Raw genomic sequence first — 20,842 nt, 5'->3', positions numbered from 1 at the left:
GGGCCACAAGAGTGGCCCTTTTTATATTTGCCGGCGGCAGTTCCCGCATACCAAGGTTGATTTATGGCCGAAGACACGCATCCGAAAAACAACAGTACCCCTTTGCCAGAAGACGCTGACCATATGCTCGCCCACGATGTGGACGAGGAACCTGTCGAGGCAAACAGGCGCCTTTTTACCGGCGGATTGCTCAAGCTGGTGATGTTCCTGGCGATCGTTTACTCCGCGTTTCACCTGTATACCCTGAATATTGCGCCACTGGAAACCTGGTCCTTCCGCATCGTGCATATCGCCGGCGCGCTGGTGCTTGGCTTCATCCTGTATGCCGGCGCGCGATTTGTGACGATTGAAGAAGGCTGGCATCGCCGGCGCTGGACCACGTGGGCTGCCTGGGTGCTGATGCTTCCGGCCCTTTACGCGCTCTATCAGGTGTATGTTTTCCACGGGATGATCCAGAGTGGAACCATGCGGATTCCTGCCGAACTGGAAACCTGGCATTTCGGCTGGCCGCTGCTGGCCGCGACCGGGCTCGGCATACTGGTTACCTGGTTCCATCAGCGTGATCGTGAACACTTCAGTCTTCCGGACCTGGTCCTGGTGGTGTGTTCAATCGTTGTCGCGGGTTACCTGCTGGTGGTTTATAACACCTCCATGAGGATGTCCACGGGCACCTCATTTGCGCCCATCGGGATTTCATTCGCCGCGATTGCCGGCACCGCTCTGATCATGGAGTTGACCCGTCGGGTCGCGGGCCTCGCACTGGTTGTCATAGGGCTGATCTTCCTGGGCTACGTGTTTGCTGGGCCCTATCTGCCGGGCTTCCTCGGGTATCCGGGGCTGTCCGTGCAGCGCTTCTTCAGCCAGGTCTATACGGACGCGGGTATTCTCGGGCCAACGACCGCAGTGTCATCGACTTACATTATCCTGTTCATCATCTTCGCGGCCTTTTTGCAGGCGTCGAAGGTCGGGGACTATTTCGTAAACTTCGCCTTTGCGGCCGCTGGTCGCTCCCGGGGTGGTCCCGCCAAGGTCGCTATCTTTGCCTCTGGTCTGATGGGCATGATCAACGGCACCAGTGCCGGAAACGTTGTATCGACCGGCTCCCTGACCATACCGCTGATGAAACGGGTGGGTTACAGCAAGAAGTCGGCGGGTGCCGTTGAAGCGGCCGCCTCTACCGGTGGCCAGATCATGCCACCGATCATGGGGGCGGGCGCGTTCATCATGGCGGAGATCACCGGTATCCCTTATACCGAGATTGCTATCGCCGCCATCATCCCGGCCATCCTTTACTTTGCCTCTGTGTTTTTCATGGTGGACTTCGAGGCGAAAAAACTTGGCATGCGCGGCATGCGTGAAGACGAGTTGCCGAACCTGAAGCGTCTGCTCAAGCAGGTATACCTGTTTATCCCCATCCTGATTCTGATTGTGGCCCTGTTTCAGGGGTACTCGGTAATCCGGGCGGGCACCCTGGCCACGGTTTCAGCGGCGGTGGTGAGCTGGCTGTCACCGAACAAGATGGGATGGCGTAGTGTTCTCAAGGCCCTGGAAATCGCCTCCTACATGTCGGTCCAGATCATCGCCGTATGTGCTGCTGCGGGAGTGATCGTTGGGGTCATTTCACTGACCGGGGTTGGCGCTCGCTTTTCCGTGTTGCTCCTGGACCTGGCGGAGGCAAGTCATCTGCTGGCGCTCATCTTTGCCATGCTGATTTCGATATTGCTCGGTATGGGCATGCCCACGACCGCTGCGTACGCGGTGGCGGCATCCGTGGTGGCACCGGGCCTGGTGCAGTTGGGTATCGATCCGCTCACCGCGCACTTCTTTGTGTTCTACTTTGCCGTGGTGTCAGCCATCACACCGCCGGTGGCCCTGGCGTCCTACGCCGCCGCCGGCATCTCGGGAGCCAATGCCATGGAAACCTCGGTGGCGTCTTTCCGGATCGGCATTGCCGCTTTCATCGTGCCGTTCATGTTCTTCTACAACAGTGCGCTATTGATGGAAGCAGGCTGGTTTGACATTGTGCGGGCTTTGATCACTGCGACCTTTGGTGTGTATCTGCTCTCCGGTGGTGTGCTGGGCTGGTTTGCCCGGGCTGCGGCGCCGTGGCTGGTCAGGCTTCTGCTGATTGCGTCGGCCCTACTGATGATCGAAGGTGGAGTCTGGACCGATCTTGGCGGTATCGCGCTGGCGGTTGTGGCGTTTCTGCTGCAGCGCCAGCGGGCGGAGAAGGTGGCGACCGCCTGACGCCAGAGACAGCAACGCCCTGTGGGCGACAAAGGCATCTGTAGCCCTGAGCAAACACCCCAACCGGTAAATTCCCGGTTGGGGTGTTTTGCGTTAGAGGTTGGCTTCGGCGTATTCCGCCAGGGCCGATCTGGGCACGCCTTGCAGATGGATGTGTCCGCCGTGACGAAAATTCTTGAAGCGCTCGGTCATATAGGTCAGGCCTGAACTCAGGGAACTGAGGTACGGGGTATCGATCTGAGCCAGGTTACCCAGACAGATCACCTTGGAACCGTTGCCGGCCCGGGTGATGATCGTCTTGATCTGGTGTGGCGTCAGGTTTTGTGACTCATCGATGATGATCAGGCTGTGCTGGAAGCTCCGGCCCCGGATGTAGTTCATCGACTTGAAGTGCAGTGGCACCTTGCTGAGGATGTAATCCACGCTTGCCGTCATGTTCTCGTCGTCTTCGTGCAGGGCTTCGAGGTTATCCACGATGGCCCCCAGCCAGGGCTCCATTTTCTCGGCTTCGGTGCCCGGCAGGAAACCAATGTCCTCATCCAGACCCTGGGTGGAGCGGGTGGCAATGATGCGCTTGTAAAGCTTGCTGGCCACGGTCATTTCGATGCAGGCGGCCAGCGCCAGGATGGTTTTACCAGAGCCTGCAGAGCCGGTCAGGTTCACCAGATGGACTTCCGGGTCGAGCAGCAGGTTCAGGGCCAGTGCCTGGTAAATGTCCCGTGGCACCAGACCCCAGACCTCCTCATCCATCAGGTCGTGCTGATGCAGGTCACGAATGACGATTTGATCGCTGGACAGGTCGGTAACCCGGCCCACGAAGCCCTGCTCGTCAATCACGAACTCGTTGATGTGCAACTGTGCCAGCGCGCCCTCTCGCCTGAGGATGTGTTCAGTAACACCTTCGCGCTGCACGGTTTCAACTTTCTCAATGGTGTCCCAGAAAGAGTTGGGGAACTCGTGGTAGCCCTTGGGCAACAGGTCAATGTCGTCCAGCAACTGGTCGTTGTGGTAGTCCTGCGCTTCGACACCGAACCCGCGAGCTTTCAGGCGCATGTTGATGTCTTTGCTGACGAGGATGATCTCATAGCCTTCGTGCTTTTCCTGCAGGGCCGCAAGGGTATTGATGATCTTGTTGTCGTTCAGGTGCTCTGGCAGCGAGTGAGTCTCGGAGTGCTGCGTGCTCATCAGAATCAGTAGCCTGCCCAATGGATCCGCTTTTTCGGCACGGACAATGGGAACACCCTTTTCGATTTCCTTCGGGGTGGCATCGCCGAGGAGTTTGTCGATGTTTCGGATGGCCTGGCGGCAATCGGCGGCAACGGCCTGCTTGCCGGATTTGAGGTTGTCGAGTTCTTCGAGGACTGTCATCGGGATGATGACATCGTGTTCTTCAAAATTCAGGAGGGCGTTGGGATCGTGAATCAGGACGTTGGTGTCGAGGACGTACATCTTCTTGTGAGCTTCAGGTGCTCCGGGCATAGGTCGCGCTACCTCTCTGGTCAGGCTGTTGTTACAGGGCACATCGCTGCATCAGTTCCTTGTCTGAGATTAACTTGAGCATATCGTATGTGGTTATTATTCCCGTTATTTTTTTATCTTTTTTTACAAAGATCCGGTGCAGGTGTTCGCGCATCATGATGTCCGCGATGTCGTGAACCGGGGTTTGTTCGTCGACGGACAGGACGCTGGGGGTCATGATGTCCCGAACTTCCACCGGGACTTTGCTCATTTCCTCGAAAATGAACATGCGCAGGCGCCTGGCCTCTTCCTCCTCTTCCGGGGTCAGACGGTTATCGGTTTCAGACCGGTTGGCATTCCAGCGGAACTCGGTGATGTCCTTGAGGGTGACAATCCCGACAATGTCGCCCTGGTCATTGGTGACCGGGCTGCCGGTTATTTCGTTGTCGATGAGGAAGCGGGCGAGCCGGTCCATGGTCCAGGCCTGGGGAACAGCCTTGATGCTGGGAGTCATGATCTCGTAAGCGAGAACCGTCATGGATCGGTGCCTGCCTTTTGTGGTTCTTTTGCCCAAGCTTATCGTCTCACCGGAGACGAGTCATCCCCTTCTTGCTAACGAGCTGAGTTGCGAACACTGGTCAGTTTGCCAGTCTCGTCATAGACCAGTTCATAGCCCTGATAGCGTTCCTTGTTCGCGACGCGTTCCAGTGCCTGCAGGGAGCGCACGGGAATGTCCACCAGAAGTGAGTTAACCAGCCAGCCGGGAAGGGAACCGTTTGGGTCGGTGTGCTGAACCCAGACCATGCGGGTCTGCTCGCCTCTGGGGATGAAACGGTAGAGGGTGTCAGAGCGGTCGACGCGAATCCGGTCCCTGAACTCCTCACGTTGGTTCGGGGTTGCATTGAGGTCCATGATGATTTCGCCGGTTTCCTCGTCACCCTGAGTCCGGATGCGAAGCACGTAATCCCGGTCGGTGACTGGCCAGGGCATGTTGTTGACCGAGTAGGCGTAGCGGTCGTGGAAATTGCCCTCTCCAAATGCGTAGGATTCGGTGCAGTTGTGAACCCACTCCAGGCAGGAGCCGGGGTTGATCATGACCGCCATCAGGTTTTCGATGGGGGTGTCCAGAAGCGCTTCAGCCTTGAACGCCTTGAAACTGGAATCGGACTGGTCGATGGTATAGACCCGGATGTTGCCGACTTCCTGGCGCAGTTTCCAATCCTTGGCGTTCTCTGCCGGTAACTCTGCGCTCGCAGTGGAGGCGGAAACGAAAAAGCCAAGCAGTGCGCCGCCCATGGCCGCCATCCAGCCCGTAATGCTCTGGGCTCTGGTAGTTCTCATGAAGTATGCTTCCTTGACAATTGTGGTCCGAGTCTAGCATGGGTGTCGGGCTGTTCAGTTTTCTTAAACCGGGGATTGTGAACCAGGTATCTCACTGGCGGTGTCCTCACGAGAAATGGCCCAAGCTGACGGATTTGTGATGGTCGAAAAACTGATTGATGAGTGTGGAAAGATTACCCCGGGTCTCCTGAAGGGAGCTGTCGAAGAGATCAATTTCCAGGACTATGACCTTCGAACTGTTATGGACCGGCCCCGATCCCGATGGGCGCGGCGCTGGCGGTTCAACCAGTTCCAGTTTGTCAGTGTCATGGGAGCCGACTGGGTGTTTGGTATCGCGATCGTCGATCTCAAGCTGGTGGCCAATGGGTTTTTCTACCTGTACGACTTCTCGACCGGAACCTTGCATGAACAGTCGTTCCTGGCGCCACTGGCGCGGGGGGTAGAAATTGATCCCCTGCCGGAGCGCGGAGCGGCGATATTCGCCAATGCAAAGGTCAACATGAGTATCATGCCCGATGTGGACGGACGGCACATCCAGGTGAAGGCTCCCGGGAATATTCAGGTAGACCTGACGCTTCGGCAGGATTCGGATCCGCTTCGCCTGGTGAGTCCGGCTGGCTATAACGGGTGGGTTTTCACCCGCAAATCAGCTGGGCTCGCAGTGGATGGTGAGGTCCGCTGGGGACAGGAGGTCTGGCGTACGGATGAGGCAACCCGCGGCTCCGTAGACTGGAGCTGTGGTTTCATGCGGCGGGAGACAGCCTGGAACTGGGCCTGCATGGCCGGTCAGTTGCCCGATGGGCGATCAATAGGGCTGAATCTGGCGGCGGGGGTGAATGAAACTGGCGTGACCGAAAATGCGCTGTGGCTGGATGGCCGTTGTGTGAAGCTGGGTATCGCCTGTTTCGACTTTGATCGATATCACCCTGAGCAACCCTGGCGAGTGACGACCGATGACGGGCGGGTTGATCTGACCTTTCAACCCGGAGGTGTGCGCAAGGAAAAGCTGAATGCGGTCGTGCTGGCGTCCAACTTCCGGCAGTTTATCGGGACGTTTGAGGGCCAGATGACAGGCGATGACGGAGAGTGCATCGCCATCAGGGGCATGCGAGGCCTGATGGAAGACCATTACGCCCGCTGGTAGGCCCCGGTCGGGACCACCAGCGAAGGGCGAACTCTGGCGAATTACCGCTCGGGCAGGGTGACGTTGAGTTCCAGAACGGAGACGTCGTCGTTCCGGTCAACCTCTACCTGCACCATGTCATCACTGATCTGCACGTACTTGCGAATGACATTCAGAAGCTCCTGCTGCAGTTGCGGCAGATAGTCCGGCTGCTCGCGCTGACCGCGTTCGTGCGCAACAATAATCTGCAGGCGCTCTTTGGCGACGTTGGCGGTGTTCTTCTTGCTGCCCCGGAAATAATCAAGGAAGCTCATGCCTTAACCTCCCTTGAACATGCGGGAGAAGAAGCCTTTCTTCTGGGCTGTCATGAAACGGTGCTCGCGCTCTTCGCCCAGAAGGCGGCTGACTGCGTCATCGTAGGCCTGGCCCGCGTCACTCTCTTCTTCCAGGATGACCGGTACGCCCTGGTTGGATGCATTAAGCACGACCTGACTTTCCGGGATCACGCCCAGCAGGGGGATGGCCAGAATTTCTTCCACGTCGTTAACGGACAGCATTTCGCCCCGCTCAACCCGGGCCGGGTTATAGCGAGTCAGCAACAGGTGTTCCTTGACCGGATCCTGGCCCATCTCGGCGCGACGGGATTTGCTTTGCAAGATGCCAAGGATGCGGTCGGAGTCACGGACTGAGGACACTTCCGGGTTGGTAACGACAACTGCCTCGTCGGCGTAGTACAGCGCCATCAGAGCGCCGTGCTCGATGCCCGCAGGTGAGTCGCACACGATGTAGTCGAAGTTTTCAGACAGCTCGTTGATCACCTTTTCCACGCCATCTTTGGTCAGGGCTTCCTTTTCCCGGGTCTGTGAGGCAGGAAGAATGTAGAGGTTCTCAACCCGCTTGTCGCGGATCAGTGCCTGGGTGAGGGAGGCTTCTCCCTGAATGACATTGACGAAGTCGTAAACGACCCGTCGCTCGCAGTTCATGATCAGGTCCAGATTTCGCAGGCCAACATCAAAATCGATGACGACGGTTTTGTGGCCGCGCTTGGCAAGACCGGTGCTGATTGAGGCGCTGGTGGTGGTTTTGCCAACGCCGCCTTTTCCTGAGGTGACGACAATGATTCTAGCCAAGGTTCATTTCCTGTATCGCGGTGAGTTCGTCGGAATATGCCGAATGAATGCTTCTATTGTTGTATTTTGTCTTACTGTCAGGCTTTGTCTAGTGGCGTTACCACCAGCAAATCGTCCTTTTGCTGGATTTGAACCGCGCTTTTCCAGCCGTCATTCTGAAGATCTTCTGAAATTTTATAGTGTCCGGCAATGGACACAAGCTCTGCTTCAAGGGATTGGCAAAAAATTCTGGCGTTCTGGGCGCCATGGATGCCAGCCAGGGCTCTGCCCCGCAGTGGCCCATACACGTGGATGTTGCCGCCCGCGAGGACTTCCGCGCCGGCTTGTACCGGGGCCAGAATGATCAGATCGCCTTCGGGTGCGTACACTTGCTGGCCCGAACGAACTGGCTGGGAGACAACCCTTGCCGGCACGGCTTCGCTCGATTTGACCTCTACTGCGGGTTGGGCGGCGGGTGATGCCTCCTGGACCTGTTGTGGTGCAGGGTCGGGCTCCCGGGCCGGTTCTTTCTGGCCGGCGGCCGGCAGCAACGCCAGTGCAGCACCACGGGCAAGGCGTCGCTGATCGTCGGTTCCGCCGCGAACACCCACGACATGCATGTTATGCCTGCGGCAGATGCCAATAATTTTGAAAAAATCCAGTTCGCTGTCCAGGCCTTCGTATTTTTCCAGGGCAATGATGACGGGAATGTCCTTGAAGAAGCCCGGGGCCTGACTGATTTTGTCCCGAAGTGTGGCTTCAAACTCGTCGTTATCGAAAAAATACAGCTCTATAGCGGTAATGGATAGGCTGGCACTCTTGAGCTGGAAAACCTGTGTAACCCCGGCCTTGGCGTTATCGGTCATGAATGTTTCTCTTCCGTGGTGTTGGGCGCTGGGCGCGGCCGGAGCGGTTCGACGTCAAAGCGGATGCCCGACCAGCCAGTACTGATGAACTGCCGGATGTTAGCATGGCTGCTGCCCGATGGGTCGTTAATGACCTGCTGGTAGTGCTCGGCAAACAGCGCAAGCGTGTCGGACTCGGGGAGGTTGCAGTACCGCCCCAGGGCGAACACCCGGCAGGAGCCGGAGTTTTCGCCCGGCGCGTTAGCGAGTGGCCCATTGTGAAACCCCGTAGGCTGATAATCGAAGAAGCGCTCAACCAGTGCCAGCGTCCCGGCAAAGTCGCCATGACCTGCCGCCAGCGACGCCAGGTGGATGCGTACAGCTTCGTTGACGATCATTCCTTGGGGGCCTGCTGTTTTTCTCCAGACTGGTATCGGCTTTTCCATTCGTCATAGGGCATGCCGTAGATTTCCTCCCGGGCATCCGGATCGGAAATGTCAAAGCCACGCTCCTGGGCCTCGGCGCGATACCATTTCGACAGGCAATTCCGGCAGAAACTGGCCAGGTTCATCAAGTCGATGTTCTGCACATCGGTGTGTTCCTGCAGGTGTTTTACTAGGCGTCGAAAAGCGGCCGCCTCGATTTCGGTGCGACGGGATTCTGGGATTGGATTGCTCATGGGGCCTCGCGATGTTTTTGTGTTGCGATGACTACTCTTCCTGACATTCTCTGTATGTTAGCTTAAGATACAAGGCTGTATAAATGTACATGTGTCTTGTTGTGAGCCCCGAGCCATGAGTCAGCGCAAAATCATCCACATTGATTGCGACTGTTTTTACGCAGCGGTGGAGATGCGTGACGATCCCTCTTTGCGCGATGTTCCCCTGGCGGTGGGCGGCGACGGGGGCAGGGGTGTGGTCACTACCTGTAATTATAAAGCGCGGGCATTTGGAGTTCGCTCTGCCATGCCCGGCAGTGAGGCACGCCGCCTGTGCCCGGGCCTGGTGACGGTCCCGCCGGATATGGCGCGTTACCGGGCTGTGTCGCAACAGGTGATGGCCATTTTGCGGGAAATGACCGACCTGGTAGAGCCTTTGTCTCTGGATGAAGCCTTTCTTGACGTCACTGACGTTACTGATTGCAGGGGCAGCGCAACGCTGATGGCCCGGAAACTGCGGGCGCGCATCCTCGAGGAGGTGGGCATCACTGTGTCGGCGGGAGTGGCTCCGAACAAATTCCTCGCCAAGATTGCCAGTGATTGGCAAAAACCCGACGGACTGTTTGTCGTCCGTCCGGAAGATGTTGATGCCTTTGTGATGGAACTGCCTGTTGAAAAGCTTTTCGGTGTGGGGGAGGTGACGGCCAAAAAACTGTACGGTCTGGGGATAAAAACCTGTGGTGACATCCGGGCTCTGGCGCCGGAAGTAATGATTGATCGCTTTGGCAAACAGGGTTACCGCCTTTACGAAATGGCCCATGGGCGTGATGAGCGTTCGGTGGTGGTTTCCCGGGTGGCCAAGTCAGTCAGTGTTGAGCGGACATTTTCCCAGGATTTACCCGACCGGGCGGCCTGTGAAACGGTGATGGCATCGCTGGTGGACGACCTGACTCACCGTTTGACCCGCAAAGGCCGGAAGAAGCCGATCCACAAGCTGTTTGTCAAAGTACGCTACAGTGATTTCTCTACTCATACGCTGGAAAGGGTGCGCGAACATATTGAGTTGCCAGCGCTCGATGACTATCTGCCTTTGTTTCGGGAGTTAGTCGCCGAGGGCGACCGTCCGGTCCGGTTGCTTGGAATGGGCGTACGCTTCCGCAATGACGATGCGCCTGTGACCCAGTTGAGATTGTTCGACTGAAACCCGCGGGCGTGGCGCGACCCTCACTATTCTTCATGTCACACATCAACAAGGAGCTGCTATGGAAACCCGGAAGTTGGGTAAGACCGATCTCGATGTCAGTCTGATTTGCCTGGGGACCATGACCTGGGGCGAACAGAACACCGAGCAGGAAGCCTTCGAGCAACTGGATTTAGCCACCTCGGAGGGTGTGAATTTTATTGATGCGGCCGAAATGTATCCGGTGCCGCCCCGCGCGGAGACCCAGGGCCTTACGGAAACCTATCTGGGCAACTGGCTGGCACGCCGGGGGCGCAGGGACGATCTGGTGATTGCCTCTAAAGTGGCGGGGCCGGGCAATGGGTTGACCTATCTGAGAAATGGACCGCGTCTTACCCGCAACCACATCCGCGAGGCCTGTGAGGCCAGCCTCAAGCGGTTGCAGACCGATTATATCGACCTGTACCAGGTGCACTGGCCAGACCGGGGCGCCAATTTCTTTGGGAAGCTGGGTTACGAGCACAAGGCGAATGAACATTTCACTCCCATAGAAGAGACTCTTGAGGCTCTTGATGAACTGGTCAGGGAGGGCAAGGTTCGTCATGTTGGTCTGTCAAATGAAACCCCCTGGGGGACCATGGAGTACCTGCGCCTTTCCCGGGAAAATGACTGGCCCAGGCCCGTCAGTATCCAGAACCCCTACAACCTGTTGAATCGTTCTTTCGAGGTTGGTCTTGCCGAAGTTGCCCATCGTGAGGGTGTTGGGCTTTTGGCCTATTCGCCTCTGGCGTTTGGCATGCTGTCCGGGAAATATCTTGGCGATGTCTGGCCAGAGAACGGGCGACTGACGCTCTTCGAGCGGTTTAGCCGTTACACTGGCGAGCAAGGAATGGCTGCCACCCGAGCCTACGTGGACTTGGCGAAAGAGTACGGGTTGTCGCCGTCACAGATGGCATTGGCCTATGTAAATAGTCGGAGTTTTGTCACCAGTAATATCATTGGTGCGACGACATTGGAGCAGCTTCAGGAAAACCTGGGGTCAGCGTTCATCGAGCTCAGCGAAGAGTTGTTGGCGTCTTTGGAAAATCTTCACCAAACATATACTTACCCCTGTCCTTGACGCTCTCTTTTGGGTCCTTTCGCCCCGGCACCAGGCCGGGGCAAAGGCAGCTCCGATTACATCCGGAAATATTCAGGATTATTTTTTGACAAAAAGAAAGTTAAAAGATGACAAATAAATGACTGCTTTGTGTACAACTTCACACCTTTTCGGCGCACAATCATTAGACTTTAGAATTAGTTGATATCCGTATCGCGTTTCGATTTTTCAGGTTTCAGAAGTGTCATGATTATTCGTCTATTTGTCGCACTGCTCGTTCTCAATCTGGTCGCCTTTGTGGTTCGTGCCGAAGCCGACGAGCGTGTCTTTGAGGAGCGTTCGGAAAGCAGTGCCGTTGAAGGGATTATCGGCGCCCAGGAACGCCTCGCCGGCAATGACAATGACGACGTTTCGGTCGGTGTTTTCTCCGAGCTTGGCTCCCGTCTACTGACCTGGTCCCTGTCCCGCCGAGATGACGACAAGCGCTTTGCCTCCGAACCTGCCCAGCCAGACCATGGCGTTGCTCTGCTGAACGAAGGCGCCTGCCTCAATCTCAAGTGGATCTTCTGATCCAGATCAGTGTTTCTCTAAATTTCTGATCAAAAAAAATACAAAACCCCTCCGAGTACATTGCCACTCCTGATCGGCCATGTGATCATCATTGGTCAAACAACGGGCTGAGAATAAGAAGGAGCTTGGGAATGGCGCAGGAAAGCGGTCGTCGATTGAATGATGTCGAGACTTGCGTCGACGAAGTCATTCGTCGGGTTGGCAAGAGCATTACTCTCGGTATGCCCCTGGGGCTGGGAAAACCGGTTCGGTTTGCCAACGCTCTTTACGAGCGCGCCAAGGCCGATCCGGATATCAAGCTGCACATCGTAACGGCTCTGTCGTTACTTGCTCCCAGAGGAGGTTCCTCCCTCGAGAAGCGTTTCCTCGAGCCTTTCACCGAACGCCTGTACGGTGAAATCCCCGAGCTGGCCTATGCCCGGGCGGTGTCCAGTAATGCCCTGCCGCCCAACGTGACGGTTTCTGAGTTCTTCTTCAAGGCCGGCAGTTACCTGAACAACCAGTCCCAGCAGCGTCATTACGTCAGCAGCAATTACACCCACGCCGTGCGGGACCTGATGTCCCAGGGGATCAACGTGGTTGCGCAAATGGTGTCTCCCGGAGAGCGTGCGGGCGATCCGGGGCGGGCCAGCCTGAGCTGCAATCCGGATCTGACGCTGGACCTGATTCCGCTGATGCGGGAGCGGGAAGCGGGTGGGCAGCCTGTGGCCCTGGTGGCGGAAATAAACCGGAATCTTCCCTACATGGGAAATCACGCCGCCGTCGGCGAGACGGATTTCGATGTGGTGTTTGAGCAGCCTTCCACGGACTATCCGCTGTTCTCGGCTCCAGCATTGGCCATCAGTCCCGAGGATCATCTGATCGGATTCTACGCCAGCGCGTTGCTGCGGGATGGCGGTACCCTGCAGGTGGGTATCGGCTCTTTGGGTGCGGCCCTGGTCTACAGCACAATTCTCCGTCACACCCAGAACCCGGATTGGCAGGCGGTATTCGATCACCTTGATGTGGCGGGCCAATTTCCAATGGTCGCTGCAGAAGGAGGGACAGGAACCTTCGAAAAAGGGCTCTATGGTTGCAGTGAAATGATGGTGGATGGCTTCCTGTATCTGATGCAGGCCGGCATCCTGAAACGTCAGGTTTACGACAATGCGGACCTGCAGGAATTGATCAATCGCGGCGAGCTGAGCGACGCCATTACCATCGAGTCTCTGGACGTGCTTCGCAAGCACCAGTTGATTGATTCACCTTTCCGGTCCAGAGACGTGACCTGGCTGGTGAGCCTGGGGGTTCTCAAGGACTCCGTGGAGTTTCGGGGTGGCCGATTGCTCATTGGCGAGCACTCTGTGGAAGGTGATCTGGATAACCCAGACGCGCGCAAGGCCATTGAGGCCTACCTGCTGGGAGACCGGTTACGAGGCGGTATTGTCATGCACGGTGGTTTCTATGTCGGTCCGGAACGGTTTTACCAGGCACTTCGGGAAATGACCGATGAACAACGCGCTCAGGTGTGCATGACCAGCGTCAACTATATCAATCAGCTCTACGATCATCGCTATGGCAATCAGCGGCTTAAGGCGGCCCAGCGGGTCGATGGCCGGTTTATTAATTCGGCGATGATGTATACCCTCAGCGGCGCCGCCGTATCGGATGGGCTGGCGGACGGCCGGGTAGTGAGTGGGGTTGGTGGTCAGTACAACTTTGTTGCTATGGCCCATGAGTTACCGGGCGGGCGATCCATCCTCACCATGCGGGCAACCCGGAAATCCGGTGGTGAGATCCTGTCCAACATTGTGTTCAATTACGCCCACTGCACGATTCCACGACATCTACGGGACGTGGTTATTACCGAGTATGGCATTGCCGATCTGCGGGGACAGCCTGATGAGCAGGTCTATCTGCGACTGATCCGAATTGCCGACTCGCGTTTCCAGGCTTCATTGCTCAAGCAAGCGCAGAAAGCGGGCAAGGTCGATCCGAACTTTCGATTGCCCGATGCCTGGTGCAATAACACGCCAGAGGCTGTTCGCAAGGCGTTGGCTGCGCCAGGACGGCCCGATCTGTTTCCGGCATTCCCATTCGGTTGCGATTTTACGGATGATGAGTTGAGGTTAGGGAAAGCCCTTAAGGCGCTTAAGGCCGCAACCGGCAGTCGTCGTGGTAAACTCCGCGCCATATTGCAGGCTATCCGGGTGCGGGATGAGGAGGGCATTTACCAGCCCCTTCTCGATCGCATGGGATTGTCCAACCCGAAAGGGTTGAGGCAGACGCTGGATCAGCGCCTCGTGATTTATGGCCTGCAGCTGACTGAGCCACCCACCAATACAGGAAATTCAAGCGGCTGATGGTTGATGCAAGTGTCAAACCCGATGTTTTCACGGTTCACTACGTTCTGAAAAACAAGCTTGGTGATCTGGTCGATACTTCAGAAGGGAGCGAACCCCTCCATTTCGTCTATGGGAGCCCGAATATCATTGAAGGTATTCAGGAGGCCGTGAAGGATCGCGGTGTAGGGGACTGCCTTGAGGTCACCGTGCCGCCAGCCATGGCCTATGGCGAGCATAACCCTGAGTTGATTCGCAAGGTGCCACGCTCGATGTTCGAAGGGATTGAGAAGCTGGAAGTGGGTATGAAGTTCCAGACCAACACCGGCGATCAGGCGCAGGTCGTCAAGGTTGTGGCGATCGATGGCAATCTGGTGAAAGTGGATGCAAATCATCCTCTCGCTGGCTATACCCTCTATTTTGATCTCGAAATTGTCGGTCGTCGGCCGGCGACCGATGACGAGGTTGCTCAGGGGCGTCCGCTTTTCTGAGTTAAAACGACCAATTGCGCCTGATTGTTAGAATTAATTCTGCTTTGTGGCATGTTTGTGACAGGCATTTAATACTTATCTTGTCTAAGCTCTGTCACGGGGTGTAACAGCAGCGTTGTTCCATGTATATTCGGTGGCAGCATGTATAATTGCTGAAACATCAGGCTATCGGCCCCCGGTGGCAGGTGGTCTTTCCAAACCCGCGATAACAAAATCAGAGATAGACGGCGTGGAACAGACGAACGAAAGTTGGCGAATTCTCATTGTCGAAGACGACGAACGACTGGCAGAGCTGACCAGGGAGTACCTGGAGAGTAACGGCCTGCAGGTGACGCTCGAGACCAATGGAGGCGCAGCGGTTGAACGTATCCGGAACGAGCAGCCAGATCTGGTGGTTCTGGATCTAATGCTTCCCGGCGAAGACGGTCTGTCCATTTGTCGGCGGGTCCGCCCGTTTTTCACCGGTCCGATCATTATGCTGACAGCCCGAACTGACGATCTCGACCAGGTTCTCGGGTTGGAAATGGGCGCAGATGACTACATTGGCAAGCCGGTCAAACCCCGTGTTCTTCTGGCCCGCATCCGTGCGATGCTCCGTCGAGTGACGGAGTCCGGTCAGGGCGGCGACGAAAAAGCCAGTGGTGAAGAACCGGTTCGTCTCCAGTTCAACGATCTTGTTGTTGATCGCTCCATGCGTGAAGCCTGGCTTAACGACGAGAGTATTGACCTCACAAGCGCTGAGTTTGACTTGCTCTGGCTCCTGGCAAGCAACGCCGGCCGAGTACTCAGCCGCGAGGAAATCTTTACCGCCCTGCGGGGTATTGAATACGACGGTCAGGATCGCTCCATCGACGTTCGGGTATCGAGAATTCGTCCCAAGATTGGCGACGATCCGATTCACCCACGACGCATCAAAACGGTTCGCAGCAAAGGTTATCTGTTCGTTAAGGAAGCCTGACTCCGCTGCCCTCAGTGCCGGTGACAACACCCCGGGTGTTCACCGGCGACGCCCACCAGGGTTTGTGACATGTCCCTGACGTTTTTTCTCAAACTCTATGCCCGCTTTGCCGGCCTCATGGTGCTGGTTATGCTGCTGTGCGTTGCCCTGTTCGTAGGGGTTAACGCCGTGCGTTCCATGGCCTGGCATGAGCACTTCCCCGATCCGCTGATGCGTTGGCTTCAGGCCGAGCCCGATTTGAATGCTCCGGAGCACTGGCTCCATGCCGGCTACGACTTCAGAATTGTTGATATCAATGAGTTGAAGTTGGCGCCGTTGGTGGAAGAACGGCTTGGTTACGATCAGGTTGTTTCCCTCGAAACCGGCGTAGGTTATCGGGTACTTGCCCAGGGTGGTGATGGCAAGGTCATCCAGGTTCGATTTGAGGAATTGTATCGCGGGGTTTCCGAGGCAACAGCCATGATCGTTCTTCGCCATCTCGATGCCGCAATGCCGGATGACCGGGCGGTCCTGGCGAAGCAGCTTGGCGAGGCACTGGCTGTGGGCATAGGCCGGGTTTCAGAGCCGGAAACCCTGCCGTCTGATGAAGTGCTGGAGCAGGTTCTGCGCCGCGGTGTCGTCTTCTTTCGTGACGACTCTGGCGGCGTGGGCCATGTGTTGATGCAGCTGTCCGACGGGGAGTTGTTCCGCATTGATATGGCTCGGCCGTTTGATCCCTGGGCCTTGCCCGTCATTGTTCTGCTTGTCATGGCCGTCGGTGGCGTGCTGGCGGTGGTACTGGTACTTGCACTTCGGGAGGTCGACAACAACTTGCGAATGGTTGAGTCCGTTGTTGTCCGCATTGCCCGTGGCGAGATGGGAGCCAGAGTCGAATCTGGTTCGGGTACATTGGTTTCCCGGCTTGCCGCATCGTTCAATGGCATGGCAGAACACATTCAGCGACTGGTTCAGGTTCAGCGGGAAATGATCCATGCGGTGTCCCATGAGCTTCGGACGCCTGTTGCCCGGATTCGTTTCGGGGTTCAGATGATTGAAAACTGTGAGGATGAAAAGCGGCTGGAGAAGCAGCTGGAAGGTATTGATGGGGACATCCAGGAACTGGATGAACTGATTGACGAAATACTGACCTATGCCCGCCTTGAACAAGGTGGGCCGGTGTTTTCTCTTCAGGAAGGATCGGTCACCGATCTGGTGCGGCAGGTTGTCTCCGAGCAGCAGTTAATCCGGCCGGCACTGACTATTGAGGCGGATATCGAAGAGGGTTCAGAGCAGTGGGCCATGGCGGATATCGAGCCTCGATATATTCACCGGGCCATTCAGAACCTTGTTGGTAACGCCGGGAGATATGCGGCCGGCAGGGTGAGAGTGCATTGCCACATTGATGAAGATAACTGCCGGGTCGACGTCGAGGATGATGGCCCCGGTATCCCTGAAAGTGACTGGGAAAAGGTGTTCACAGCCTTTGCCCGCCTGGATGATAGCCGGACTCGCACCTCCGGTGGTTATGGTCTGGGGTTATCGATTGTGCGCCGGATTCTGTATTGGCATGGTGGGCAGGCATTTGTCGGCCGAAGTGAGCGTTTGGGCGGTGCTCGTTTCAGCCTTGTATGGCCCCGCAAGAAGCCGGTGGACGCCATTGTGTGAGCCACTTCTCGCCCTCTCACCTTATGTAACAAAGCGGCTACAGAACCGCTACTGACGTGTAGTGGGCTTTTCCCAATAATGGAAAACGTAAGGGATGACTTTTGAGGTTGTAGTTCTTACGAACTTTCCTTGTTTCATTCGTCATTTTGAGGGCCGGTTTTCCGGCCCTTTTTTTATCTTTTCCTTCCATTTTTTTGTGCTGAGTCCTCTCCCTCAGGTGAGCGGGTTGCTAAACTCCGGGAAAAATCACCGGAGGAACTCATGAGTCGCTATCTGCTTGCCATCGATCAGGGAACGACAAGCTCTCGCGCCATCGTATTCGATGAAACGGGCACCATTGTTGGTGTCGACCAGCAGGAATTTCGCCAATACTTCCCACGGGACGGCTGGGTCGAGCATGATGCGACCGAAATCTGGGACAGTACACTCGCCGTGTGTCGTGGGGCCCTGGCAAAAGCAGGTATTGAAGCGGCTGGCCTGTCGGGCATTGGTATTACCAATCAGCGGGAAACGACGGTGGTGTGGGATCGTCAAACGGGCGAGCCCATCTACCGCGCCATCGTCTGGCAGGATCGGCGAACGGCGTCATTGTGTACAAAGCTGAAGTCTGACGGGTATGAAGACCTGGTGGTAGAAAGAACCGGGCTGCTGATCGATCCCTACTTTTCTGCGACAAAGGCGGCCTGGATTCTTGATCATGTTGATGGCGCCCGTCAGCGTGCGGAAGACGGCGAACTTGCGTTCGGAACGGTGGATAGCTGGTTGTTATGGAATCTGACCGATGGCCAGTCCCACTATACCGATGCTACGAATGCGTCCCGGACGGCGCTCTTCAATATTCACGACCAGTCCTGGGATGACGAGCTCCTGAAGCTGTTCCGTGTGCCGAAAGCCATTTTGCCAGACGTGCTCGACAGCGCAGCTGATTTTGGAACCACAGAGTCAAGATGGCTGGGAGCGCCGGTAGCCATTGCCGGTATTGCCGGTGATCAGCATGCGGCATTGATCGGGCAGGCCTGCTTTCAGCCGGGCATGGCCAAGAGTACCTACGGCACTGGCTGCTTCCTCATGCTGAACACCGGGGATCAGGCCCTTCGGTCGGAAAACCGGTTGCTGACGACTATGGCTTACCGCCTCAATGGCAAGCCATGCTATGCCATGGAAGGGAGTATTTTTGTGGCGGGGGCGGCCATGCAGTGGTTGCGGGATGGTCTGAAGCTTATCAGTCACGCCAGCGAGTCCTCGGCCCACGCGGAAACGGTGGGGGTCAACAACCCGGTTTACCTGGTGCCGGCATTCACCGGTTTGGGCGCCCCTCACTGGGATCCTCATGCTCGCGGAGCCATCATGGGGTTGACCCGTGACACGGGCATCGCGGAAATCGTTACGGCTGGTCTGCAGTCGGTCTGTTACCAAACCAAAGATCTGGTTCGGGCTATCCAGAACGATGGCGCGCCGCTGGAAGGTTTACGGGTTGATGGCGGAATGTCAGTGAACGACTGGGTGATGCAGTTCCTGGCGGATATTCTCAACGTCACGGTTGACCGCCCGAGAGTGACCGAGACAACCGCTCTGGGTGCGGCTTTCCTAGCCGGATTGCAAACCGGCGTGTACGAAAGCCTCGATGAAGTGTCTGCGCTCTGGGAATGCGAGCGCCAATTCCATCCGGTGATGACGCCCGCATTACGGGAATCGCTCTATTCAGGCTGGCTGGATGCAGTAGAGCGCGTTTGCAATAACTAAAAAAGGTGTTAGCCCGTGCGCTCGAAGGCGATCAGGTGATCGGCCTCGACGCGCACGGGGACCGATTCGCCAAGGTGAAAATCCAGGTGGCTGCGGAACAGCGCCTCGAACTCAGTTTCCTCTGAGCAGCGGAACCGGTAGAGGGTCGATGTGCCGGCAAAGGTTTTCTCAACCACTTTCGGTCGTAGCGTGGACTCCGGATCATACACGATGTCGTCCGGTCGAATGAGGACATCCACCAGCGTGCCCGCTTCCCATTTGTAAGCCCGGTTGCCCTCGATAACCCCCAGCTCCGACTCGATCGTGTCCGGCCCCAGAGCCTTGCCCGGAATGAAACCTCCCTGGCCAACGAAACTCGCGACGAACCGGTTAGAGGGTTCGTGATACAGGTTGTAGGGGACATCCCATTGCTGGATCTGGCCATCTCGCAACACGGCCACCTGGTCGCACATGGCAAAGGCTTCCTGTTGGTCGTGGGTGACCAGAATGGCACTGATGCCCAGGGTTTTGAGAATCTCACGAACATCCAGGCTCAGCCTGCGACGCAGGTCTGCATCCAGATTGGAGAAAGGCTCGTCGAGCAAGATCAGTGTGGGTTCGGGGGCGAGTGCCCGGGCAAGGGCGACACGCTGCTGCTGACCGCCTGACAGTTCGTGGGGATAGCTGTTTGCCAGGTCCTGCAGATGAACCAGTTTAAGTAGCTCCATCACCTTCTGGCGTTTTTCCGGTTTTGGCAGGTCCTTCAGGCCAAAACCGACGTTGTCAGCGATTGTCAGGTGTGGAAACAAGGCGTAGTCCTGAAAGACCATGCCAATTTTGCGCTTTTCCGGTGGCAAGGACCGGCCCGGCAGGCTAATGGCCCGGGACTGCAGTCGGATTTCGCCGGTGTTTGGCGACAAAAAGCCCGCCAGAGCCCGAAGAATGGTGCTTTTCCCGCAACCGCTGGGGCCCAGAAGGCAACCGATGTCACCGTGGCTGAGGGCAAAGCTGACATCGCGGATAACCGAGTCCCCGCCGTAGCCGCAAGACAGGTTGTTGACTTCAAGTAGCCAGTCGTCTGGCGCAATGGTGCCTAGGGTCATGTTCAGTCCAGCGTACCCAGAATCAGGAATTCCAGCAGCGCTTTTTGAGCGTGCAGGCGGTTCTCCGCTTCATCCCATACCACGGAGCCGGGATGCTCCATCATGTCGTGGGAAATTTCTTCGCCGCGATGGGCCGGCAGGCAGTGCATGAACAGGACATCCTTGTCGGCCAGTTGCATAAGTTCCCGGTTAATCTGGAAACGCTTGAAGGCCTGCTCTCTCGCCTTCTGTTCCTCTTCCTGACCCATGGAGGCCCACACGTCAGTAACCAGTACGTTGGCGTTCCGTGCCGCTTCGGCGGGCTCGCGATACAGGGTAACGCGACTGCTGTGCTTGTCCATCAGGGCCGGATCGGGTTCATAGCCTTCCGGACACGCTACATTGAGATGGAAACCGAACTGGGCTGCTGCGTTCATATAGGAGTGGCACATGTTGTTGCCATCACCAATCCAGGCCACGGTCGCGCCTTTGATGCTGCCGCGATGCTCGCGGTAGGTCTGCATATCAGCCAGAAGCTGACAGGGATGAAAATCATCGGTCAGCGCATTGATCACCGGCACCCTGGAGGCCTGGGCGAAACGTTCCACTGTTTCATGGGCAAAGGTGCGGATCATCACCGCATCCACCATGCTCGAGATAACGATCGCCGAATCTTCGATGGGTTCACCGCGGCCGAGCTGGGTGTCTCTCGGTGACAGGAACATGGCGGAGCCGCCGAGCTGGGCCATGCCAGCCTCGAACGAAACCCGGGTCCGGGTCGACGATTTTTCGAAAATCATCGACAGAACGCGGTTCTTCAGTGAATCCCGGACCTTCCCTTCGCGCCACTCGGTCCGGAGCTTGCTGGCGTGATTTACCAAGCTGTCCAGCTCGGACGCTGTCATGTCATCAAGCGTAAGAAAATGCCTTGCCGCCATTCAATGGTCCTTCATATCAACAAAAACCCAACTTACGAGGGTAGGTGAAAAATCGA

At 56.8% G+C, this 20,842-nt stretch carries 20 protein-coding genes; 10 read left to right on the top strand and 10 right to left on the bottom strand.

The window, feature by feature from the left end:
• Window positions 1-63: 63 nt before the first annotated feature.
• Window positions 64-2,247, top strand: coding sequence for a TRAP transporter permease (locus tag QVZ43_RS14835; RefSeq protein WP_302910556.1), 2,184 nt, complete (start codon window positions 64-66; stop codon window positions 2,245-2,247).
• A 93-nt stretch (window positions 2,248-2,340) separates the two neighbouring features.
• Here QVZ43_RS14835 and QVZ43_RS14830 read toward each other — a convergent pair whose 3' ends face one another.
• From QVZ43_RS14830 to QVZ43_RS14820, 3 genes are all read right to left on the bottom strand, one after another.
• Window positions 2,341-3,696 (bottom strand): PhoH family protein, encoded by a 1,356-nt coding sequence (locus tag QVZ43_RS14830; RefSeq protein ID WP_223793702.1) that lies wholly within the window; start codon window positions 3,694-3,696, stop codon window positions 2,341-2,343.
• A gap of 61 nt (window positions 3,697-3,757) precedes the next feature.
• A complete protein-coding gene (locus tag QVZ43_RS14825; RefSeq protein WP_223792792.1) occupies window positions 3,758-4,243 on the bottom strand; it encodes a CBS domain-containing protein in 486 nt (161 codons plus the stop codon).
• Between the two features lie 74 nt (window positions 4,244-4,317).
• Window positions 4,318-5,046: an START domain-containing protein gene (locus tag QVZ43_RS14820; RefSeq protein WP_302910555.1), complete on the bottom strand. Its 729-nt coding sequence runs from the start codon at window positions 5,044-5,046 to the stop codon at window positions 4,318-4,320.
• A 115-nt stretch (window positions 5,047-5,161) separates the two neighbouring features.
• Here QVZ43_RS14820 and QVZ43_RS14815 point away from each other — a divergent pair, with 115 nt between their 5' ends.
• Window positions 5,162-6,190: a DUF2804 domain-containing protein gene (locus QVZ43_RS14815; protein WP_302910554.1), complete on the top strand. Its 1,029-nt coding sequence runs from the start codon at window positions 5,162-5,164 to the stop codon at window positions 6,188-6,190.
• Between the two features lie 41 nt (window positions 6,191-6,231).
• Here QVZ43_RS14815 and minE read toward each other — a convergent pair whose 3' ends face one another.
• The 5 genes from minE to QVZ43_RS14790 all read right to left on the bottom strand — a co-directional run bounded on the left by minE (window position 6,232) and on the right by QVZ43_RS14790 (window position 8,802).
• Window positions 6,232-6,483, bottom strand: coding sequence for a cell division topological specificity factor MinE (minE, locus tag QVZ43_RS14810; protein ID WP_223792795.1), 252 nt, complete (start codon window positions 6,481-6,483; stop codon window positions 6,232-6,234).
• A 3-nt stretch (window positions 6,484-6,486) separates the two neighbouring features.
• Window positions 6,487-7,299 (bottom strand): septum site-determining protein MinD, encoded by an 813-nt coding sequence (gene minD / locus QVZ43_RS14805; RefSeq protein ID WP_223792796.1) that lies wholly within the window; start codon window positions 7,297-7,299, stop codon window positions 6,487-6,489.
• A gap of 77 nt (window positions 7,300-7,376) precedes the next feature.
• On the bottom strand, window positions 7,377-8,144 hold the full coding sequence (minC, locus tag QVZ43_RS14800) for a septum site-determining protein MinC (protein ID WP_302910553.1): 768 nt from the start codon (window positions 8,142-8,144) through the stop codon (window positions 7,377-7,379).
• Complete coding sequence (locus QVZ43_RS14795) at window positions 8,141-8,521, bottom strand: HopJ type III effector protein (protein WP_302910552.1); 381 nt, start codon at window positions 8,519-8,521, stop codon at window positions 8,141-8,143. The genes minC and QVZ43_RS14795 overlap by 4 nt, the downstream gene beginning before the upstream one ends.
• On the bottom strand, window positions 8,518-8,802 hold the full coding sequence (locus QVZ43_RS14790; protein WP_223792799.1) for a DUF1244 domain-containing protein: 285 nt from the start codon (window positions 8,800-8,802) through the stop codon (window positions 8,518-8,520). Before QVZ43_RS14790 ends, QVZ43_RS14795 begins: the two co-directional genes overlap by 4 nt.
• Before the next feature lie 115 nt (window positions 8,803-8,917).
• Here QVZ43_RS14790 and dinB point away from each other — a divergent pair, with 115 nt between their 5' ends.
• The 8 genes from dinB (at window position 8,918) to glpK (ending at window position 18,787) form a co-directional block, all read left to right on the top strand.
• Complete coding sequence (gene dinB / locus QVZ43_RS14785; protein WP_302910551.1) at window positions 8,918-9,982, top strand: DNA polymerase IV; 1,065 nt, start codon at window positions 8,918-8,920, stop codon at window positions 9,980-9,982.
• Between the two features lie 61 nt (window positions 9,983-10,043).
• Window positions 10,044-11,081: an NADP(H)-dependent aldo-keto reductase gene (locus tag QVZ43_RS14780; RefSeq protein WP_302910550.1), complete on the top strand. Its 1,038-nt coding sequence runs from the start codon at window positions 10,044-10,046 to the stop codon at window positions 11,079-11,081.
• Between the two features lie 225 nt (window positions 11,082-11,306).
• A complete protein-coding gene (locus QVZ43_RS14775) occupies window positions 11,307-11,630 on the top strand; it encodes a hypothetical protein (protein WP_302910549.1) in 324 nt (107 codons plus the stop codon).
• Between the two features lie 131 nt (window positions 11,631-11,761).
• Window positions 11,762-13,972 carry an acetyl-CoA hydrolase/transferase C-terminal domain-containing protein gene (locus QVZ43_RS14770; protein ID WP_302910548.1) on the top strand — a complete coding sequence of 737 codons (2,211 nt, stop codon included), beginning with the start codon at window positions 11,762-11,764 and terminating at the stop codon, window positions 13,970-13,972.
• Entirely contained in the window at window positions 13,972-14,442 is a 471-nt protein-coding gene (locus QVZ43_RS14765) for an FKBP-type peptidyl-prolyl cis-trans isomerase (RefSeq protein ID WP_302910547.1), read from the top strand. The genes QVZ43_RS14770 and QVZ43_RS14765 overlap by 1 nt, the downstream gene beginning before the upstream one ends.
• Before the next feature lie 229 nt (window positions 14,443-14,671).
• Window positions 14,672-15,400, top strand: a complete 729-nt coding sequence (locus tag QVZ43_RS14760) for a response regulator (RefSeq protein WP_223792805.1) — start codon at window positions 14,672-14,674, stop codon at window positions 15,398-15,400.
• 69 nt (window positions 15,401-15,469) lie between these two features.
• On the top strand, window positions 15,470-17,044 hold the full coding sequence (locus tag QVZ43_RS14755; RefSeq protein ID WP_302910546.1) for an ATP-binding protein: 1,575 nt from the start codon (window positions 15,470-15,472) through the stop codon (window positions 17,042-17,044).
• Between the two features lie 261 nt (window positions 17,045-17,305).
• A complete protein-coding gene (gene glpK, locus QVZ43_RS14750) occupies window positions 17,306-18,787 on the top strand; it encodes a glycerol kinase GlpK (protein ID WP_302910545.1) in 1,482 nt (493 codons plus the stop codon).
• An 8-nt stretch (window positions 18,788-18,795) separates the two neighbouring features.
• Here the strand turns inward: glpK and QVZ43_RS14745 are convergent, their stop codons facing one another.
• Entirely contained in the window at window positions 18,796-19,869 is a 1,074-nt protein-coding gene (locus QVZ43_RS14745; RefSeq protein WP_223792808.1) for an ABC transporter ATP-binding protein, read from the bottom strand.
• Between the two features lie 2 nt (window positions 19,870-19,871).
• Window positions 19,872-20,786, bottom strand: a complete 915-nt coding sequence (gene argF, locus QVZ43_RS14740) for an ornithine carbamoyltransferase (protein WP_302910544.1) — start codon at window positions 20,784-20,786, stop codon at window positions 19,872-19,874.
• Window positions 20,787-20,842 lie beyond the last annotated feature (56 nt).

The sequence above is a fragment of the Marinobacter suaedae genome, from assembly GCF_030519635.1.
GTDB lineage: Bacteria > Pseudomonadota > Gammaproteobacteria > Pseudomonadales > Oleiphilaceae > Marinobacter > Marinobacter suaedae.
Note: the sequence above shows the minus strand (reverse complement) of the source record. Positions and strands in the feature narration are given on the sequence as shown.

Excerpts from the sequence above, each read along its gene's own strand:
- QVZ43_RS14775 (WP_302910549.1), top strand. The coding sequence starts at position 11,307 with ATGATTATTCGTCTATTTGTCGCACTGCTCGTTCTCAATCTGGTCGCC.
- QVZ43_RS14765 (WP_302910547.1), top strand. The coding sequence starts at position 13,972 with ATGGTTGATGCAAGTGTCAAACCCGATGTTTTCACGGTTCACTACGTT.
- QVZ43_RS14795 (WP_302910552.1), bottom strand. The coding sequence starts at position 8,521 with ATGATCGTCAACGAAGCTGTACGCATCCACCTGGCGTCGCTGGCGGCA.
- argF (WP_302910544.1), bottom strand. The coding sequence starts at position 20,786 with ATGGCGGCAAGGCATTTTCTTACGCTTGATGACATGACAGCGTCCGAG.
- QVZ43_RS14745 (WP_223792808.1), bottom strand. The coding sequence starts at position 19,869 with ATGACCCTAGGCACCATTGCGCCAGACGACTGGCTACTTGAAGTCAAC.
- glpK (WP_302910545.1), top strand. The coding sequence starts at position 17,306 with ATGAGTCGCTATCTGCTTGCCATCGATCAGGGAACGACAAGCTCTCGC.
- QVZ43_RS14835 (WP_302910556.1), top strand. The coding sequence starts at position 64 with ATGGCCGAAGACACGCATCCGAAAAACAACAGTACCCCTTTGCCAGAA.
- QVZ43_RS14830 (WP_223793702.1), bottom strand. The coding sequence starts at position 3,696 with ATGTACGTCCTCGACACCAACGTCCTGATTCACGATCCCAACGCCCTC.
- QVZ43_RS14780 (WP_302910550.1), top strand. The coding sequence starts at position 10,044 with ATGGAAACCCGGAAGTTGGGTAAGACCGATCTCGATGTCAGTCTGATT.
- QVZ43_RS14820 (WP_302910555.1), bottom strand. The coding sequence starts at position 5,046 with ATGAGAACTACCAGAGCCCAGAGCATTACGGGCTGGATGGCGGCCATG.
- QVZ43_RS14815 (WP_302910554.1), top strand. The coding sequence starts at position 5,162 with ATGGCCCAAGCTGACGGATTTGTGATGGTCGAAAAACTGATTGATGAG.
- minE (WP_223792795.1), bottom strand. The coding sequence starts at position 6,483 with ATGAGCTTCCTTGATTATTTCCGGGGCAGCAAGAAGAACACCGCCAAC.
- minC (WP_302910553.1), bottom strand. The coding sequence starts at position 8,144 with ATGACCGATAACGCCAAGGCCGGGGTTACACAGGTTTTCCAGCTCAAG.
- dinB (WP_302910551.1), top strand. The coding sequence starts at position 8,918 with ATGAGTCAGCGCAAAATCATCCACATTGATTGCGACTGTTTTTACGCA.
- QVZ43_RS14790 (WP_223792799.1), bottom strand. The coding sequence starts at position 8,802 with ATGAGCAATCCAATCCCAGAATCCCGTCGCACCGAAATCGAGGCGGCC.
- QVZ43_RS14755 (WP_302910546.1), top strand. The coding sequence starts at position 15,470 with ATGTCCCTGACGTTTTTTCTCAAACTCTATGCCCGCTTTGCCGGCCTC.
- QVZ43_RS14770 (WP_302910548.1), top strand. The coding sequence starts at position 11,762 with ATGGCGCAGGAAAGCGGTCGTCGATTGAATGATGTCGAGACTTGCGTC.
- QVZ43_RS14825 (WP_223792792.1), bottom strand. The coding sequence starts at position 4,243 with ATGACGGTTCTCGCTTACGAGATCATGACTCCCAGCATCAAGGCTGTT.